Annotated in this window: 15 protein-coding genes; 11 read left to right on the forward strand and 4 right to left on the reverse strand. The window is 65.6% G+C overall.

Annotated features, from left to right (window positions below; genetic code table 11):
- The first annotated feature begins 51 nt into the window (after window positions 1–51).
- Window positions 52–1,182, forward strand: a complete 1,131-nt coding sequence (locus AB4Z00_RS22025) for a Rieske 2Fe-2S domain-containing protein (RefSeq protein WP_442047252.1) — start codon at window positions 52–54, stop codon at window positions 1,180–1,182.
- 30 nt (window positions 1,183–1,212) lie between these two features.
- Entirely contained in the window at window positions 1,213–1,926 is a 714-nt protein-coding gene (locus tag AB4Z00_RS22030) for a GntR family transcriptional regulator (protein ID WP_132265529.1), read from the forward strand.
- Between the two features lie 45 nt (window positions 1,927–1,971).
- On the opposite strand, the gene AB4Z00_RS22035 is transcribed toward AB4Z00_RS22030, so the two are convergent.
- On the reverse strand, window positions 1,972–3,624 hold the full coding sequence (locus AB4Z00_RS22035; protein WP_442047253.1) for an FAD-binding protein: 1,653 nt from the start codon (window positions 3,622–3,624) through the stop codon (window positions 1,972–1,974).
- 288 nt (window positions 3,625–3,912) lie between these two features.
- Here AB4Z00_RS22035 and AB4Z00_RS22040 point away from each other — a divergent pair, with 288 nt between their 5' ends.
- The 8 genes from AB4Z00_RS22040 to AB4Z00_RS22075 all read left to right on the forward strand — a co-directional run bounded on the left by AB4Z00_RS22040 (window position 3,913) and on the right by AB4Z00_RS22075 (window position 13,562).
- On the forward strand, window positions 3,913–4,395 hold the full coding sequence (locus tag AB4Z00_RS22040) for a hypothetical protein (RefSeq protein ID WP_442047254.1): 483 nt from the start codon (window positions 3,913–3,915) through the stop codon (window positions 4,393–4,395).
- A gap of 132 nt (window positions 4,396–4,527) precedes the next feature.
- Window positions 4,528–6,015: a carboxylesterase/lipase family protein gene (locus AB4Z00_RS22045; RefSeq protein ID WP_442047255.1), complete on the forward strand. Its 1,488-nt coding sequence runs from the start codon at window positions 4,528–4,530 to the stop codon at window positions 6,013–6,015.
- A 9-nt stretch (window positions 6,016–6,024) separates the two neighbouring features.
- Complete coding sequence (locus AB4Z00_RS22050; RefSeq protein WP_132265534.1) at window positions 6,025–6,786, forward strand: SDR family NAD(P)-dependent oxidoreductase; 762 nt, start codon at window positions 6,025–6,027, stop codon at window positions 6,784–6,786.
- Between the two features lie 269 nt (window positions 6,787–7,055).
- Window positions 7,056–9,176, forward strand: coding sequence for a TonB-dependent receptor (locus AB4Z00_RS22055; protein WP_442047256.1), 2,121 nt, complete (start codon window positions 7,056–7,058; stop codon window positions 9,174–9,176).
- A gap of 4 nt (window positions 9,177–9,180) precedes the next feature.
- On the forward strand, window positions 9,181–10,590 hold the full coding sequence (locus AB4Z00_RS22060) for an FAD-binding oxidoreductase (RefSeq protein ID WP_132265538.1): 1,410 nt from the start codon (window positions 9,181–9,183) through the stop codon (window positions 10,588–10,590).
- Between the two features lie 95 nt (window positions 10,591–10,685).
- The gene (locus tag AB4Z00_RS22065; protein WP_442047257.1) at window positions 10,686–11,996 is read left to right on the forward strand and encodes an MFS transporter; all 1,311 of its coding nucleotides are present in this window, start codon (window positions 10,686–10,688) and stop codon (window positions 11,994–11,996) included.
- A gap of 73 nt (window positions 11,997–12,069) precedes the next feature.
- Window positions 12,070–12,846, forward strand: a complete 777-nt coding sequence (locus tag AB4Z00_RS22070; RefSeq protein WP_442047258.1) for a helix-turn-helix domain-containing protein — start codon at window positions 12,070–12,072, stop codon at window positions 12,844–12,846.
- Window positions 12,843–13,562 carry a FadR/GntR family transcriptional regulator gene (locus AB4Z00_RS22075; RefSeq protein ID WP_314466236.1) on the forward strand — a complete coding sequence of 240 codons (720 nt, stop codon included), beginning with the start codon at window positions 12,843–12,845 and terminating at the stop codon, window positions 13,560–13,562. Before AB4Z00_RS22070 ends, AB4Z00_RS22075 begins: the two co-directional genes overlap by 4 nt.
- A 7-nt stretch (window positions 13,563–13,569) precedes the next feature.
- Here the strand turns inward: AB4Z00_RS22075 and AB4Z00_RS22080 are convergent, their stop codons facing one another.
- Window positions 13,570–14,115 (reverse strand): GNAT family N-acetyltransferase, encoded by a 546-nt coding sequence (locus AB4Z00_RS22080; RefSeq protein WP_442047259.1) that lies wholly within the window; start codon window positions 14,113–14,115, stop codon window positions 13,570–13,572.
- 78 nt (window positions 14,116–14,193) lie between these two features.
- Window positions 14,194–14,604, reverse strand: a complete 411-nt coding sequence (locus AB4Z00_RS22085) for an SRPBCC family protein (RefSeq protein WP_442047260.1) — start codon at window positions 14,602–14,604, stop codon at window positions 14,194–14,196.
- Window positions 14,605–14,772: 168 nt separating this feature from the next.
- On the opposite strand from AB4Z00_RS22085, the gene dinB reads away from it, so the two are divergent.
- Entirely contained in the window at window positions 14,773–15,855 is a 1,083-nt protein-coding gene (gene dinB, locus AB4Z00_RS22090) for a DNA polymerase IV (protein WP_442047261.1), read from the forward strand.
- 18 nt (window positions 15,856–15,873) lie between these two features.
- On the opposite strand, the gene AB4Z00_RS22095 is transcribed toward dinB, so the two are convergent.
- Window positions 15,874–16,840, reverse strand: a 967-nt coding sequence (locus tag AB4Z00_RS22095) for a zinc-binding dehydrogenase (protein ID WP_442047262.1), incomplete at its 5' end; no start/stop codon positions are given.

Here is a 16,840-nt window from a genome sequence, read left to right on the forward strand (position 1 = left end):
GATCCAATAAATTCATTATTGGATCCAATAACGATTCACAGGAGCGGATGTATGGGCAGCGCAATGCAAGCAGGGCAGGGCCGGATTTGGCCGAAAGACGCGTGGTACGTCGCCTGCACACCCGATGAGATCGAAGACCGCCCGCTCGGCCGAACGATCTGCGGAGAGCGCATGGTGTTCTTTCGCGGGCCGGATGGCGTCCCCACGGCGCTGGAAGATTTCTGCCCTCACCGGGGTGCACCGCTTTCGCTCGGTTTCATGCGCGAGGGACGGCTGGTCTGCGGCTATCACGGGCTGGTGATGGACTGCCTTGGCAAGGCTGCGGAAATGCCCGGCCAGAAGGTCGGCGGTTTCCCGGCCGGCCGCCGTTTCGCCGTGATCGAGCGCTTCGGCTTCATCTGGGTGTGGCCGGGCGATCCCGAGGCGGCCGATCCTGCGCGGCTGCACCACCTGGAATGGGCGGAAAGCGACGATTGGGCCTATGGCGGCGGCTATTATCACATCGCCTGCGACTATCGCCTGATGATCGACAATCTGATGGACCTGACGCACGAGACGTATGTCCATGCCGCCAGCATCGGCCAGAAGGAAATCGACGAGGCGCCGGTCCGCACGCGGGCCGACGAGAATGAAGTGGTCACCAGCCGGTTCATGGAAGGGATCAAGGCCCCGCCGTTCTGGCGCATGGCGCTGCGCGGCGCCGGGCTCAGCGAGGATGCCACGGTCGACCGCTGGCAGGTCTGCCGCTTCTCGCTGCCCAGCCATGTCATGATCGAAGTGGGCGTGGCGCTTGAGGGCCAGGGCGGCTACGACGCGCCGGAAGCGGCCAAGGCCTCCAGCATCGTCGTGGATTTCATCACGCCCGAAACCGAGACCAGTCATCACTACTTCTGGGGCATGGCGCGCCGCTTTGCCGTCGATGATGCGGCGCTTACGGATACCATTCGCGAAGGCCAGGGCAAGATCTTCGCGGAAGACCTCGACATGCTGGAGCAACAGCAGGCGAACCTGCTGCGCTGGCCGGAACGGCGGTTGCTGAAGCTCAACATCGATGCCGGCGGCGTGCGATCGCGCATGATGATCGACCGGGCCATCGCCGCCGAGAACGCGGAGCCGAACGGGGCGGCGAGCGCGGGCGATCTTCCCGCCGAGCCGGCGCGGGAGGAAGCCGGCGGGGTTTGACAGTTCGCCTCGTGCCGACGAAAGCAGGCCATGGACGATGAATGGAATGCCCAAGCGCAAGGCGGTCGCCGGTTGAAGCCCGGCCAGCACGTCATCATCTCGTTGCGGCGGATGATCGCGGAAGGCAGTTTTCGTCCCGGCGAGCGGATTGCCGAGATCGCCACCGCGGAGGCCCTCGGCGTCTCGCGCATGCCGGTGCGCACGGCACTGCGCGCGCTGGAGGCCGAGGGGCTGGTCGAGAAACTCGGGGCGCGCGGCTATGCGGCGCGCTCCATTTCCGCGGCCGACATTCACGGCGCGATCGAGGTTCGCGGCGTGCTGGAGGGCCTGGCGGCGCGGCGGCTCGCGGTGCGCGGACTGACCCCGGCCGAAGACGCACGCTTTGCGGCCTGCCTTGCCGAGGGCGAGGCGATCTTCGCGAAAGGCACTCTGGCCCAGGGTGATGTCGATCGTTTCCACGACTACAATCTGGCATTCCACAACCTGCTGGTAGAGGCCAGCGGCAACCCTTCGATCGGCCAGGCGCTGGAGCGGAACGACCATTTGCCGTTCGCATCGGCTGTTGCGCTCGCGCTGGAAAACGAGCCGGCCGACGAATTCGCCCACCTCCATTCGGCGCACCGCGATCACCTGGCGGTAATTGCCGCGATCAGACTGGGGGATGCGCCGGCCGCGGAGCGCGGCATGGCCGAACATGCCCGGGCGGCACTGGGCAGCGAGCGCCTGTTCCAGCGCTTTCGCTAAGGGAACCGGCGCTGGACAAGGTTGCGCCGGTCCGTCCGTCCCGCGTCAGTGATTGGGAATATACGTGCCGAGATGGCGCCCGGCGATATAGCCGAAGGTCATCCCCGGTCCCAAAGTGCCGCCCGCGCCGCCATAGGCCTCGCCCAGCACGGCCGCCATGGCATTGCCTGCAGCGTAGAGGCCGGGGATCGGATGGCCGCTCCAGTCCAGCACCTGGGCATCTGCATTGGTCTTGGGGCCGCCGGCAGTCCCGAGCGCACCGGACTCCATCTTGACGGCATAATAGGGCCGCCGATCGATCACGCCCAGCGTCCGGTAAGGCGGGTCGAATTCGGCATCGCCCCACATATAGAAATTGTCGTAAGTGTTGTCGCCGCGATTGAAGTCGTCGTCGTGCCCCTTGCGCACCATGTCGTTGAAGCGGGCGACGGTGGCAGTCAGCCCCTTGGCATCGATGCCTGCCTTTTCCGCCAGTTCCTCCAGCGTCTCAGCTTTCATCATGAACGAAGGCGTGGGGCCGCCCGGCGGCGTGTTGAAGGTCTGGTACTTTTCGCGGTAGCGCTGGTCGACGATCAGCCAGTAAGGCAGGTTGGCATAGGCGTGGGTGCCTGCGTCGAAGGCGTGCAGCGCCTTGCCCATGGCGTTGTAATTGGCTGCCTCGTTGACGAAGCGCTTGCCGGCGCGGTTGACGAGGATGGCCCCGGGACGGGCGCGTTCGTCGGAGCCGAGCAGGTAGTTGGGCTTGGCCGCGCGGTGCTGTGGCTCGAATTCGAGCACGCTTTGCTGCCAGAAGGCATGCTGCATGTTGCCAAGCTGCGCGCCGGCCTCGATCGCCATGAGCAGGCCGTCACCCTCGTTTTCCGGGACGCTGACCGGGCCGGTCAGCGGACCGCGCAGGAAGGTCTTCACCAGTGTCTCGTTCCATTCGAAACCGCCGGTGGCGATCACCACCCCGCGGCGCGCGCGCACGCGGAAATCGCGGCCATTGGCGTCTTCCGCCACGACGCCGACCACACGGTCGCCGTCCTTCACCAGTTTGCGGGCGCGCTTTTCGAACTGGACAGGAATGTCGCGGTCCAGCACGGCCCGGAACAGCGATCCGGCCAGCGCCTGGCCCAGCCCCCGGTAGTCGCCGGCCTCGCGCTCCGCGAGTGTGGCTTCATCCAGCGTTCCGTTGATCGCCTCCATGAGGCTGCCGCGGACGGGATAGGCCATTTTCGTGGGATTGACCCGCGTTGCCCATTTGCCAAGTCTTTCGAAGGAAAAGGCATCGTTGTCCAGCGAGCGCCCGCCATCGGGTTTCGCGCCTGGCATATAGGGCTGATAGTCGGGAAAATCGGCGTAGGCATGGAAGCGCACCGGCGTCCTGTCGGCCAGATAGCGGATCATTTCCGGCCCGCATTCCATGAAGGCGCCCAGCGTATCGGGATCGAGCGCGCCCGGAGCCAGGGCATCGAGGTAGGCCACCACGTCTTCGTCGGATTCCGCGATACCGGCCTCTGCCTGGTGATGGTTGCCCGGGATCCAGAGCATGCCTCCGGACATGGCGGTGGTGCCGCCGACCATTCCGGTCTTCTCCAGGATGACAACATCCTTCGCGCCAAAATCGTGTGCGGAGATCGCCGCCGTCATGGCCGCGCCGCCGGATCCGAGCACCACGACGTCAGCTTCCAGGTCCCATTCGGGGTCTTCGCCCATCCTTTGTCTCCCTTTTGCTCGATTTTTCCCGTGTCGATTTTATTCGGGCGAGCGGCCCTGCCTCAACCCGGTCCTGCCGAGACTCGTTCGATGCGGGCGCTGCTTTGCGCACGAGACTAATGGCTGATTTTCTGAGCGTGACTGTCAGATTGAACAGGTTCCCGCATCGCCGCCGGGAGGAGCCGGCCTCGACCCGGCATTTCCCGCAAGCCACTGGAAAGAGCGGCGAACCCCGCCTATCCTGCCCGGCGATTGACCACCCCGGCAGCGAAGAAGGCAACCAAGGCGATGAAAGCCACTGCACTGCACATTCTCATGCCGCTCATCCTGCTGGCGGCCAGCGGTCCCGCAGCGCAGGCGGACGAGGCGCCGCCGCGCGCCGTCAGCCGAAGCGAGGCGACCCGCATACTCGACCAGCGAGGCGCGGAACGGCTTCTGGCGAACAAGGGTTTGACCCTGCAATGGATCGATTGGGATCGACGCGGCAGCGCCGATGTCCGGCGCGAGGGCGATGTGTGGAAGCTGCATGGCACCCAGGCGGAAGCAGGCGGGCCGGGCAGGCTGGTGCTGGACGGCACGATAACCGAGATCGGCGCCGATTACTTCACCTTCCAGGGCCGCATCAGCATTACGAACACGCCGGATCCCGGCCGCTCATGCTCGCAGGACAAGTCCTGGCACTTCGCCATCACTCAGAACCGCAGCTATTACCGGCTGCGGGAATTCGAATGGTGCGACGCGTTGACCGACTACATCGACATCTATTTCTGACCGCCCGGCTCCGTTCCTCGGCCGGAAGGCAATCGAATTGCGCCGATCTGCATAGTAAAAGCAGGTGGGAGGAGGACCCCAAGCCGCTATTCTCGCGTTGAAAAGCCGAGGAATGGCAGGGAGAAGGCAAGGGTGATCGTCCGGACAACAGCGGGAGCGATACGCGGCATCGTGGACGGAGGCGTCGCGCGGTTCAGGGGCGTGCCTTATGCGGCGGCACCGGTCGGCGCGGCCCGGTTTGCAAGCCCGCGCGATCCGGCGCCATGGGACGGAGTGCGTGACGCTCTCGAACCCGGACCGAATGCCCCGCAGCGCGTCAAGGGTGTGCCCGGCCTCGACGCGGCGGCGCTCGTCGGCGAGGGCTGGCGGCACGGCGATGAATACCTGACGCTGGACGTATTCGCGCCCGGGGATGGCCAGGCCGAAGACGGCCGGAGAAGACCGGTCATGGTGTTCATCCATGGCGGCGGCTTCGTGATCGGCAGCAAGGACGCGCCGGTCCAGGACGGCAGCAGCTTCGCGCGGGACGGTATCGTCTTCATTTCGATAAACTACCGCCTGGGTGTCGATGGTTTCCTGCCCATTCCGGGCGTGCCCACCAATCTCGGTCTGCGCGACATGCTTTTCGCGCTCGAATGGGTGCGGTGCAATGCCGTCTCGTTCGGCGGCGATCCGGGCAATGTCACGGTCTTCGGGGAATCCGCGGGCGCCATGGCGATCGCCGATCTTGTGGCCTCGCCGCTCGCCAAGGGCCTTTTCCGCCGCGCCATCGTCCAGAGCGGGCACGGCCGCATGACCCGCGACATCGCGGTGGCGCAGCGGCTCGTCCGCAAGCTGGCCAAGCTCCTGCGCATTTCCCCGGATGCGGAAGGCTATCGCAGCGTCGAGCCCGGCGAGACGTTGCTGGACGCGGTGGAGAAAGTCAGCCTGCCCACCACCCGGCTCGACTTGCGCGACGCCGAAGGACATGAACCGGTGTTCGGCATCAGCCGCTTCGTTCCGGTCCATGGCGACGATGTCCTGCCGTTGAAACCGCTCGATGCGCTGAAGGCCGGCACGGGCGCGGAAATAGACCTGCTGATCGGTACCAATGCCGAGGAGATGAACCTCTACTTCGTGCCGAGCGGGCTGCGCGAGAAGATCGGCAGGCTTCTGGCAACGTACGTGTTCCACCGCGTCCATCCGCATGCGCGCAAGCTGCTCAAGGCTTACGGCATGGGCCGCCGCGGGGTGAAGCCGGGCCATGCCTTCACAGATGCGGCGAACGATCTGGTCTTCCGCTGGCCGGCCCGCCGATTTGCCGAGGAACACCAGGGCCGAACGCATATGTACGAGTTCGAATGGCGCTCCCCGCTGTTCGGCGGGCTGGGCGCCGCCCACGCCATGGAACTGCCCTTCGTGTTCGACTCCCTGGCCACGACGACTGGTCCCGACGGTCTTTGCGGGGAAAATCCTCCGCAGGAACTGGCAGACCGCGTCCATCGCATCTGGGTGGATTTCGCCCGCGACGGCAGCCTGCCCTGGCGCGAATTCACCCGTGAGCATCGCGCCGTGTTCCAGCTGGAACGCGGCGAAGCTGTCGAGGAACCGCCGTTCCCGATCGCCCCCTTCCTTCCCTGAGGACCTCCCATGTATCTTGAACGCTTGAAACTGGACGGGCGCCGCGCGCTCGTCACCGGGGGCGCCAGCGGCATCGGGCTCGCCTGCGTCGAGGCGCTGGCCGAGATGGGCGCCGAGGTGGTGATCGCCGACTTGTCCGAGGCCGCCATCGAGAGCGCCCGTGGGACCATGCGGGAAAAGGGCTATGCCTGCGAGGGTCGTGTCATGGACGTGACTCACTCCGCCCGGGTAACCCAGGTCGCCGATGAACTGGGTGCGATCGATATCCTGGTGAACAATGCCGGCATTGCGCGCAGCGAGACGGCGGCCGAAACGGTCGAGGACGAGCACTGGCTCAACGTCATCGATGTCAATCTCAACGGCACGTTCTGGTGCGCCCGGGCTTTCGGGCGGCACATGCTCGCGGCCGGACGTGGCAGCGTGGTCAACGTCGGGTCGATGAGCGGCTTCATCGTCAACCGGCCGCAGGGTCAGAGCTATTACAACGCCTCGAAGGCGGCCGTCCATCAGCTCACGCGTAGCCTTGCCGCCGAGTGGGCGGACCGGGGCGTCAGGGTGAATGCCGTGGCGCCCACATACATCCGCACCCCGCTCAACGAGTTCGCCGACAAGCAGGGCGAGATGTATCGCCGCTGGATCGACTCCACGCCGATGGCCCGTCTCGGTGAAGTGGAGGAAGTCGCCTCTGTCGTCGCTTTCCTCGCTTCCGATGCGGCCAGCCTGATGACCGGCAGCATCGTGCTGGCCGACGGGGGCTACACCTGCTGGTAACCGTAAGAGCACCAGCCATCTTCCACTCACGACGTCATCCTGGATCCGTTTCAGGATGACGTTGTTTTGTTGGCGTTATTAAAGCAGGACAACAGGCCTGCAGGTGCCCGCCGTCTCCCCGCTGATGCCGATCGGTCAACACATTGCGCCGATCGGCAAACTCGAAATGACTCCCCAAGGACCTTTCAGATAGGTTAGACCTGTCTTATAGGTTGAATTGGCCGACTTGCCAGGCATGGACCTCGGCAGGCGGTAGCGAGGGAGGATCTATGAATCTCAGGGTTTGCCTGTCTGTCGGCGCATCGTGTCTGGCTCTGGCCGCATCGCCGGCTATCGCGCAGCAGGAGCGCGCACCGGCCGCTTCGGCCGATAGTGCCGCTCCCGAAATCGTCGTCACCGCCCGCAAGCGCACCGAGACCCTGCTCGACGTACCCGTCGCGGTCACGGCCGTCTCGGGCGACACGCTGGCCAAGCGCAACATCAACTCCGTGCGCGAGGCAGCGGTGCTGACGCCCGGCCTCAATATCAGCAGCGACGGCGCCGGCCGCGCCTTCGTTTCGATCCGCGGCGTCGGCGTAACGCTGGTCCAGTCGGTCCAGCCTGGTGTCGGGCTGTTCGTGGACGGCATCTACCGCCCCAATACCGCTTACCTCAACAATCCGCTGCTCGACGTCGAGCGGATCGAAGTGCTGCGCGGGCCGCAAGGCACGCTTTACGGCAAGAACACGCTGGGCGGCGCGATCAATGTCATCACCCGCCAGCCCGGCAACGAGTTCGAGGCGCGCGGACAGGCCAGCTATGCCGGGCCGGACGATTCGTGGCTGGTATCGGGCTCGGTCTCGGCGCCGATCGTCACGGACAAGCTGGCGGTTCGCGTCGGTGCCTCGCACCGCCAGCAGGACGGGTTCATTAACAACACCACGATCGGCGGCAAGTCGAACAAGTTCAACACGGACTCGGTCAGCGCCACGATCCGCGCGACGCCCACCGAAGACCTGACGCTGGTGGTCAACGGCTACTACGACTGGGTGAAGGGCACCAATGTCCCTTATGCCCGCGTCACCGGCCCCACTGACTATTCGCGCAGCAACCAGTTCAACACCTTGGGCACCACGACCTACAAGTATCGCGGCGTCAATGCCAAGGTCGAGACGCCGATCGAGGCCATCGCCACCACCGTGACGCTTCAGGCCGCCTACGACGCGCGCAACAGCAGCGCGCCCGATACCGACGGTGACTTCGGCCCGCTCAACATCGTGCGCCAGGCCTCCAGCGACAGCCTGCGCACCAAGACGGTGGAACTGCGCTTCGACACCAAGCTCAGCGACCAGCTCTCCACCCTGTTCGGCCTGTTCTACAGCCGCGAGGATACGCGCTCCAACCAGGCGACGCTGATCGTTCCCTTCAATCTCACCAACAACAACAGCAACCGGACCAAGGCCGACACGTATGCCGCGTTCGGTACGGTGTTCTGGAAGCCCAATCCCGACTGGGAAGTGGCGCTGGGTCTGCGTTATGACCATGAGGACCGCTCGGCGAGCGGTGCGATCAACGCGGGCGCCGCGGGTAGCGTCGGTCTCAAGTCAGACCAGGTCGAACCGCGCCTTTCGGTCACGCGCCACTGGACGCCCGAACTGATGACGTACGCCTCGGTCGCACGCGGCTATCGCGGCGGCGGGTTCAATGCGGTGACCGCGCCCGTCCGCAAGTACAAGGGCGACTCCGCCTGGACTTACGAAGTGGGCACCAAGTACGTTTCGGCCGACCGCAGCTTCACCCTTTCGGGAGATCTCTTCTACAACGATTACAGCGACTACATCGGCCTCAATTCCATCGCTCCGTCCTCGACCGGCGGCCTTGTCACCGTCGATCTCAATTCGGGCGATGTCGAAAGCTACGGCGCGGAACTGGAGTTCAGCTATCGGCCGGTGGAGCAATGGACGCTCTCGGGCGGCGCCACCTACATGCATGCGCGCCTGACCGACTCCTCGCAATATACCGAGGTGACCGGCCGTACGCTGGCGACCGACCGGCTGACCTTCCAGCCGGACTGGATGTTCAACCTCTCCAGCGATTACGTCGTGCCGATCGGCGCGGACAGTCTGACTTTCAATGCCAGCGTCAACGGCAAGGGCAGCCGCTCCGCCGCCAGCCTGAACCAGACGACGGCGACGATCCTGAAAAGCTACGTCCTGTTCAACGGCTCCATCACTTATCGGATGGAAAACGGGATCGAGCTTTCCGTTTTCGGCAACAACTTGTTCAACAAGAAGTATTTCGACTCCTACATCGAAAAGACCACTCTGGCGCTGGCGGGCCTGCCGGCATCGGATCTGGGCATCATCGGCGACCTGCGACGCTACGGCGTGCGCGCGAGCTTCCGGTTCTGATCCGATGGGCGCGTCTCCCCCCCAACCGCCCCGCAAGCCCCTGCCGGAGGGCTTCCTCGATAGCCTGCACTCAGCTTTCGGCGAACGTCTGGCGACAGGCGAGGCCATCCGCAGCCAGCATGGGCAGAGCGAGGCCCATTTCGAGCCCGCGCTGCCGGATGCCGTGGTCTTCGCCCGTTCGACCGAGGACGTGGTCGAACTGGTAAGGCTCTGCGTGGCGGCCGGCGTGCCGATCGTGGCCTATGGCGCGGGCACGTCCATCGAGGGCAATGCCTTGCCGGTACGGGGCGGCGTCACCGTCGATCTCAGCCAGATGGATGCGATCCTTGCAGTCAATGCCGAGGATTTCGATTGCACCGTCCAGGCCGGCGTGCGGCGCGAGCAGCTCAACGAACACTTGCGCGATCAGGGGCTGTTCTTTCCCATCGATCCGGGCGCCAATGCCACTATCGGCGGCATGGCGGCGACGCGGGCATCGGGCACCAACGCCGTGCGATATGGCACCATGCGTGAGGCGATCCTGTCGCTGCGGGTCGTTACGCCGGACGGCCGCGACATCCGCACCTCACGCCGGGCGCGCAAGTCGGCGGCGGGCTACGATCTCACTCGCTTGATGATCGGCAGCGAAGGCACCTTGGGCATCATCACCGAAGTGACCTTGCGCCTTCACGCCATTCCCGAAGCGATTTCCTCGGCCGTATGCAGTTTCGAGACGCTGGAAGGCGCGGTGGATACCGTGGTGCAGTCGATCCAGCTCGGCGTGCCGCTGGCGCGTGTCGAGATCCTGGACGATTTGCAGATGAAGGCGGTCAACCGCTGGTCGAAGCTCGACTACCCGGAACTGACCACGCTGTTCTTCGAATTCCACGGCTCAAGCCGCTATGTCGAGGAGCAGGTGGAAACCGTGCGCGAAATCGCCGACATGAACGGTGGCAGCGCCTTCCGCTGGTCCAATCTGCCGGAAGAGCGCTCGAAGCTCTGGAAGGCAAGGCACGAGGCCTATTACGCGGCCGTCAACTTGCGCCCAGGGGCGGTGGGCTGGGCCACCGACGTCTGCGTGCCGATCAGCCGCCTTGCCGAATGCATAACCGAGACCAAGCGCGACCTGGAAGGATCCAGCGTTCCGGGTACGATCCTGGGGCATGTCGGGGACGGCAACTTCCACGTCGTCTTCTCGATGGACCCCGATGCTCCCGCGGAGATGGAGGAAGTGGAGGCCATCAACGCCCGCCTGGTGGAGCGCGCGCTGGCGATGGACGGCACCTGCACCGGGGAGCACGGCATCGGCCTTGGCAAGCAGGACTGGCTCGTCGCCGAACTGGGCGAGGCGGTGGAGATGATGCGTCTCATCAAGCGGGCGCTCGATCCGCAGGACCTGTTCAATCCGGGCAAGATTTTCGCGTTTTCCGAGTGAAAACGCCTGAGCCACGTTCCGCCGGGTGGGGCGGAACCGCCCGGTCGCCTTTGGTACCCCCCAGGCGGCCGGGTGACCTTTCGGGATCGCAAGACATGACCAGCCTCACTCTCGAAGCGCCGCGTTCGGTGCCCTCCTTCCGCCACCGGCTGATGCCGCTGCTCATCCTGGCGCTCGCCATGGCCGGCGGCTTCACGATGATGGGTTCTTTCAGCATGGTGCAGGAAGGCGCCAAGGCGGAAATGGGGCTGAGCGACTATGCCTTGGGCCTTGTCCAGGGCGTTTCGGCAGCGGTGCCGCTGGTGGTCTTCTCGATCCCGATCGGCATCCTCGTCGRCCGCCGCAACCGGGTTCGGCTGCTGCTTCTGCTGGGGCTGGTCTGGACCGCGGGCACGCTCTTGACCGCTTTCGCGCAGAACCTGCCGGTGCTGTTCCTGGCGCGGATGATGGCGGGCATCGGCACGACTGGCGCGCTGACGGCTGCGCTCTCGCTGACCGCCGACCTCTGCGCGCCCGAGCAGCGGGGGCGGGCGATGCTGGTCGTGACCCTGGGCAAGTGCCTGGGCCAGGCAGGCGCTTTCGCGCTGGCGGGATGGCTGCTGGGCGCCATGATCCACGCGCCGCTTCCCTTCATGCACGGCCTTTCCCCATGGCGCGGAACCCATGTCCTGCTGGCCGCGATCAGCGTGTGCCTGATCCTGCCGCTGCTCGCCTTGCGGGAACCCGAGCGCCACGAAGTGGAGGCGAGCATCCATGCGCCGTTCGCGGTCGTCGTCCACGAACTCTGGGCCAGGCGGGCGTTCCTGATCCCGCTGTTCATCGGGCAAGTGAGCGTGGTCATGGCCGACGCAGCCGCCAGCATCTGGGCCTCGCCGGTCCTGTCGCGCAGCTATGGCCTGGCGCCTGAGGCCTTCGCCGGATGGATGGGCGCGCTGATCTTTTCGGCCGGGCTGGTGGGATCGATCCTCGGCGGGCTTGCAGCGGATCTTGGCCAGAAGACCGGGCGCCGCGGCGGTTTGCTGATCGGCGCGGTTCTGGCGGCCGCGGCAGGCGTACCGGCGGCACTGTTTCCCATTGCCCCGAGCGTGCCGCTGTTCGCCGCTGCGGTAGGCCTGCTGATGTTCTGCGGTACGATCACCGGGCTGATAACTTCGGTGGCCCTCACGGTGCTGATCCCCAACGAACTGCGCGGATTGTGCATCGGCGCCTTCATCGCCCTGGCCGGGCTGGTCGGCTTCGGTGTGGCACCTTCGCTGGTGGCCTGGGTCAGCGGCCTGCTCGGCGGCGAGGCGCATCTGGGGCAGGGGCTGGCGATCGTCGGCGCTATCGTAGGCGCCGTCTCGGTCCTGGCGTTCCTCCAGGCCATGCGCCGGGCGCCGCTTTCCGCGACCTTGGAACCTATCTGATAGCTCTTGCAGAAGCTGTCAGATAGGTTATCCTGCCAGAAGGAGAGGAGGGGCGATGGAAAACGAATCCCCAATGGCTGCGATCGAAGTGTCGCCGGAAATGGTCAGTCTGGTTGGGACAGGGCCCGTGCCGCCGCTCGATGCGCTATCGCCCCCAGCCGCGCCGGTCGCTTTCGTGGTGACGTTTGGCTCTGCGGGCATAGCAGCGACCTTGCGCTACCTGGCCGCCCCCGATTGCCCGTCTCTGGACGCCGAGCGGCAGGAGCGCGTGATCCTGCTGGTAGCCCGCGCCGCTTGCGAGCGGATCCTGGGCGCGGCCTCGCTGCCCGCCGACGGTGCGCTCCATCACCTTCCCGCAGACTTGCGGGTGATAGCCCTGGCCATTCGCGATTGCGACCTGCCGGAAATGGCGCGCACGCCTTATCGTCTAGCCAAGAGCATCGAACTGCTTTGCGATATCCTGCGCGCTCAGGGGCAGGGCGATCTCGTGCCCGTCAGCCAGGACCGCGTGATTTCCAGCGCCGATACCCGCCGGCTTCTGGCCGCGCGCCGCATCATCGAGGAACGCTGGGCGGAAAAGTTGACGCTCGACATGATCGCCCGGGCAGCCGGTCTCAACCGCGCCAAGCTCACCCGCGGATTCCGGGAGATGTTCGATTGCAGCGTGGCCGACGCCCTTGCCGATCAACGGCTGCGCCGGGCGGGGCAGATGCTGCTTTCCACCGATCTGCCGGTCTCTTCGATCGGCTATCGCTGCGGCTATCTCAACAATGCCAGTTTCACCCGCGCCTTCGCCCGCAAGTTCGGGCAGGCGCCCACTTACTACCGCGCAGGGAGACTGGCCGCGTGACGACACGGACGCTGGAAGGGCGAATGGCGGAGGGCGGCGGCTCGCTGGTGGAGCAGGCGGTTCAAGCCGTGCGCGGCCATATTCGTTCGAACGACCTCAAGGTGGGCGATACGCTGCCGGGTGAGGGGCAGTTCGCTGCCGATCTCGGTGTCAGTCGCGCCGTCATGCGCGAGGCTTTCGGCGCATTGGCTGCCCTGCGCCTGATCGACGTGGGCAATGGCCGACGTCCCCGCGTCGGTGCGATCGACGGCTCGGTGATCGGCACCTCGCTGGACCATGCCGTGGCCACATCGCAGATCAGCGTGGCCGAAGTATGGGACGTGCGCCGCACCGTCGAAGTCCGCATCGCCGCGCTGGCGGCCGAGAAGCGCAGCGACCTTCAGGCCGAGCAGATCCTCGCTCTCTCGGAATCCATGGCCCGCGCCGATGGCAACATGGCACAGATCACGGCCTTCGATACTGCCTTCCACCAGGTGATCGCGGCCGCCTCGGGCAATTTCCTGTTCAGCCAGATCGTTCGCTCTTTCGAGCCGCAGATGGAGTTCGCCGTGCCGCGCGCCTGGGATACCCGGCGGACCGAGGAAGAGAAGGCGGCGATCCTCAGTCTCCACCGCCGCATCGCCCAGACCATTGCCGACCGTGATCCGGACGCGGCGGCTGCGGCCATGACCGCCCATTTCGACGCATCGATCGGCGATCAGCTGCTGAACGGATAGGGCCGGGCTATCCGCTCCGTTCAGCGCCCCATTCCGAGGCGAGCAGGCCAAAGATCAGCGAATCGCGAATGCCGATGTGAGTGTGCCATTCGCCGCGCAGATGGCCTTCCAGCCGGAAGCCCAGGCTTTCCAGCAGGGCAATCGAACCGCGATTGTCGGGGTCGGTATCGGCGAAGACGCGCCGCTGGCCCTCCGCGAAAAGCTGTCCGATCACGGCGGCCACGGCCTCGCGGCCGATCCCGCGGCCCTGCGCCTCCCGCGAGAGGAGATAGCCGACCTCGCTGACACCTTGCCGCTTGCTCCCGGCCGAGACGAAGCCGATGGCATGGCGGCTTCCAGTCTCCAGGATCGCCCAGGTTCGCCACGATCCGGCTTTCTCCAACCCGAAATCCTCGCGCAGTTCGCGCGGGTCGGCAAAAGGCGCTCGGGACCACCATGTCATGATCCCCGGATCGGACATCGCCGGGAACAGGGCTTCGGCATCGTCAGGCGTCCGCCCGCGCAAGGTCAGCCGCTCGGTGACGATGACGGGCAGTGCCTGGTTCTCGCTCACCGCTTGATCTTTCGATGTCATCCTGTCGTCCCCTGCCTGGCCGGATGCGTTACCTTATCACCGTTCCGGTCGATCTCGTCATTCGGCGCTTTCCCCCTCCAGCAGGCGTTTGAGCGCCTTTAGATCCTTCGTCACCGTGGCGGCATCCGCAAAGAAGTCCTCGTCGGACATGCCGGGTTGACGAAACAGGAGGAAGACAACTTCGGTCCCCTCGCCATTGGCGACGAGGCGCAGGGGTATGTAGATTTCCGGCTTGCCGGGCAGGGATACCCAGTGATCGAGCACGCCGAAAGCATTGGGCGGGCTGAACCGCACGGTGGCCGTGCCCGCGGGCGTTTCGGCCAGCCAGCGCGCGCCGTCCCGGTGCAGCGAGGATGACATGCCGGAGGCCCATTCCGGAAAGTTTTCAGGCCGGGATGCGAAGGCATAGGCCGCATCGAACGGGCAGTCGATCGTGCGTGTAATGGCGCGCGCGTCAAGGATCGTCATGGTCGGCTCCAACGGGGCATCGATGTTCCCGAGATAGTCGGTGAGATAGGTATTGCCTGCGCCTTTCGCTTGCCGCCGAAAAGGCAGCCGTGCCGGAAATCCGACGGATCGAACAGTCCACGCACGTCATGTGTTCACATTTTGTTCGCGCAGTGCTAGGCCCTCGATATGCCGGATGCTGCGGACAGGAAGATCATTCACGTCGACATGGACGCATTCTTTGCGTCGGTCGAGCAGCGGGACGATCCTGCACTGCGGGGAAAGCCCGTGGCGGTCGGCCATGCTGCTGCGCGGGGCGTGGTGGCGGCGGCCAGTTATGAGGCGCGCAAGTTCGGCGTGCGCTCTGCACTGCCATCGGTCACGGCGCTGCGCCGCTGCCCGGGCTTGCTGTTCGTGCCGCCGCGTTTCGACGTCTACAAGGCCGTATCGCGGCAGATCCACGCGATCTTTTCGGACTATACCGATCTCGTCCAGCCGCTCTCGCTCGATGAGGCTTATCTCGACGTCACCGCCAATCGCCGCGGCCTTCCCACCGCGTGGAAGACCGCAAAGGAGATCCGCGCGCGCATCCTGGAGGAAACCGGGCTGACCGCTTCGGCGGGCATTTCCTACAACAAGTTTCTCGCCAAGCTGGCGTCGGACCAGCGCAAGCCGAACGGGCAGTTCGCCGTGACGCCCGACATGGGGGCGGACTGGGTGGAGACGCTGCCGGTGAAGCGCTTCCACGGCGTGGGGCCGGTCACGGCGGCCAAGATGGAGCGCCTGGGCATCGAAACGGGCGCAGACTTGCGCGGCAAGTCGCTGGAATTCCTGCAGCGGCATTTCGGAAGCTCGGCCGAATGGTACTTCCGCATCGCGCGCGGCATAGACGAGCGGCCGGTCAATCCGGATCGTGAGCGCAAGTCCTCCGGCTCGGAAACCACGTTCGACCGGGATCTCACGCTCGACGCCGAGATCGAGGCCGGTGTGCTCGGTCAGGCTGACGATGTCTGGGCCTGGTGCGAGCGGGCGCAGGCCTTCGGACGCACGGTGACGGTCAAGGTCAAGTACGGCGATTTCCAGCTCATCACCCGCAGCCGCACCCAGCCCGGCGTCGTCCGCCGTCACGAGGACTTGCGCGAGGCGAGCCTCGCGCTGATCCGCTCCGTCCTCCCGACCGACAAGGGCATACGCCTCGTGGGCGTTACCGTGTCGAACTTCGACAAGCCCGAGGAAGAGGAAGCGGCCTTGCCGCTGTTCGGCGCCCGCTGACCGCCATGCCGACAGGCTTCAGCCCAGGCTCGGATCGATCAGGAACTTCTCGCCTGTCGCCTTGCGCTCGTAGACGCGCAGCACGTCGGGATCGAGCGCCTGGGCCAGGCCGATGACGCGGGAATAATGGCTGGCGAACGTCGTATCGAGTTCCGCCACCACGCGGCTGCGCAGCTTCATCGCCACTTCGGGACCGGCTTTCTGGAGGAAGGGAAAGAGCAGCCAGCCCGAGACGCCCCACTGGAACCCGAAGGCAAGGCGGTTCAGCACCGTGGGGGAGGGGTCCAGGGCGCCGTAGATATAGAGCTGCTTGAACTCCATGGAGCCGTAACGGCTATATTCCTTCATCCGCTTCAACGAAGCCCGTTCCATGGCCTGGAGGATCGTGCCGGGAAGCGTGCCGCCGCCGATGGCATCGAAAGCGACGGTGGCGCCGGTCTGCTCCACGGCCTCGGCCAGCCGGGCGCCGAAGTCCTCGTCCTGGCTGTTGACGATGTGCTCGGCGCCGATCTTGCGCAGAATGTCGGCCTGCTGCTCGGAGCGGACGATGTTGACCAGGGGGATGCCGTCGTGGAGGCAGATCTTCTGCAGCATCTGCCCCAGGTTAGAGGCCGCTGCGGTATGAATGATGGCCTTGTGCCCTTCGCGCCGGGCCGTTTCGACGAAGCCCAGGGCCGTCAGCGGGTTGACGAACATCGAGGCGCCCTGGGCCGAAGTCGCGCCATCGGGCAGGGGGATCACGTCGCTGGCCTTGATGCGGCGATAGTCGGCGAACATGCCGCCGCCGATCATGCCGACCCGCTTGCCCTTCAGCGCCGCCGCGCCGCCGCCCGCTGCCACGACGATGCCGGCCCCTTTGAGAACGGCGGTGGAATAGTCGGCCACGGTAGCGGCGGGATAGGTCCGCTGCGGGCGGCGTAAAAGTCGTCCACCTTGAAGCCTTTCTGCTTGGCAGGGAGGACTGGGGATTTTTAGCGTGGAACTC

Source organism: Novosphingobium sp. YAF33 (assembly GCF_052113265.1).
Lineage (GTDB): Bacteria > Pseudomonadota > Alphaproteobacteria > Sphingomonadales > Sphingomonadaceae > Novosphingobium.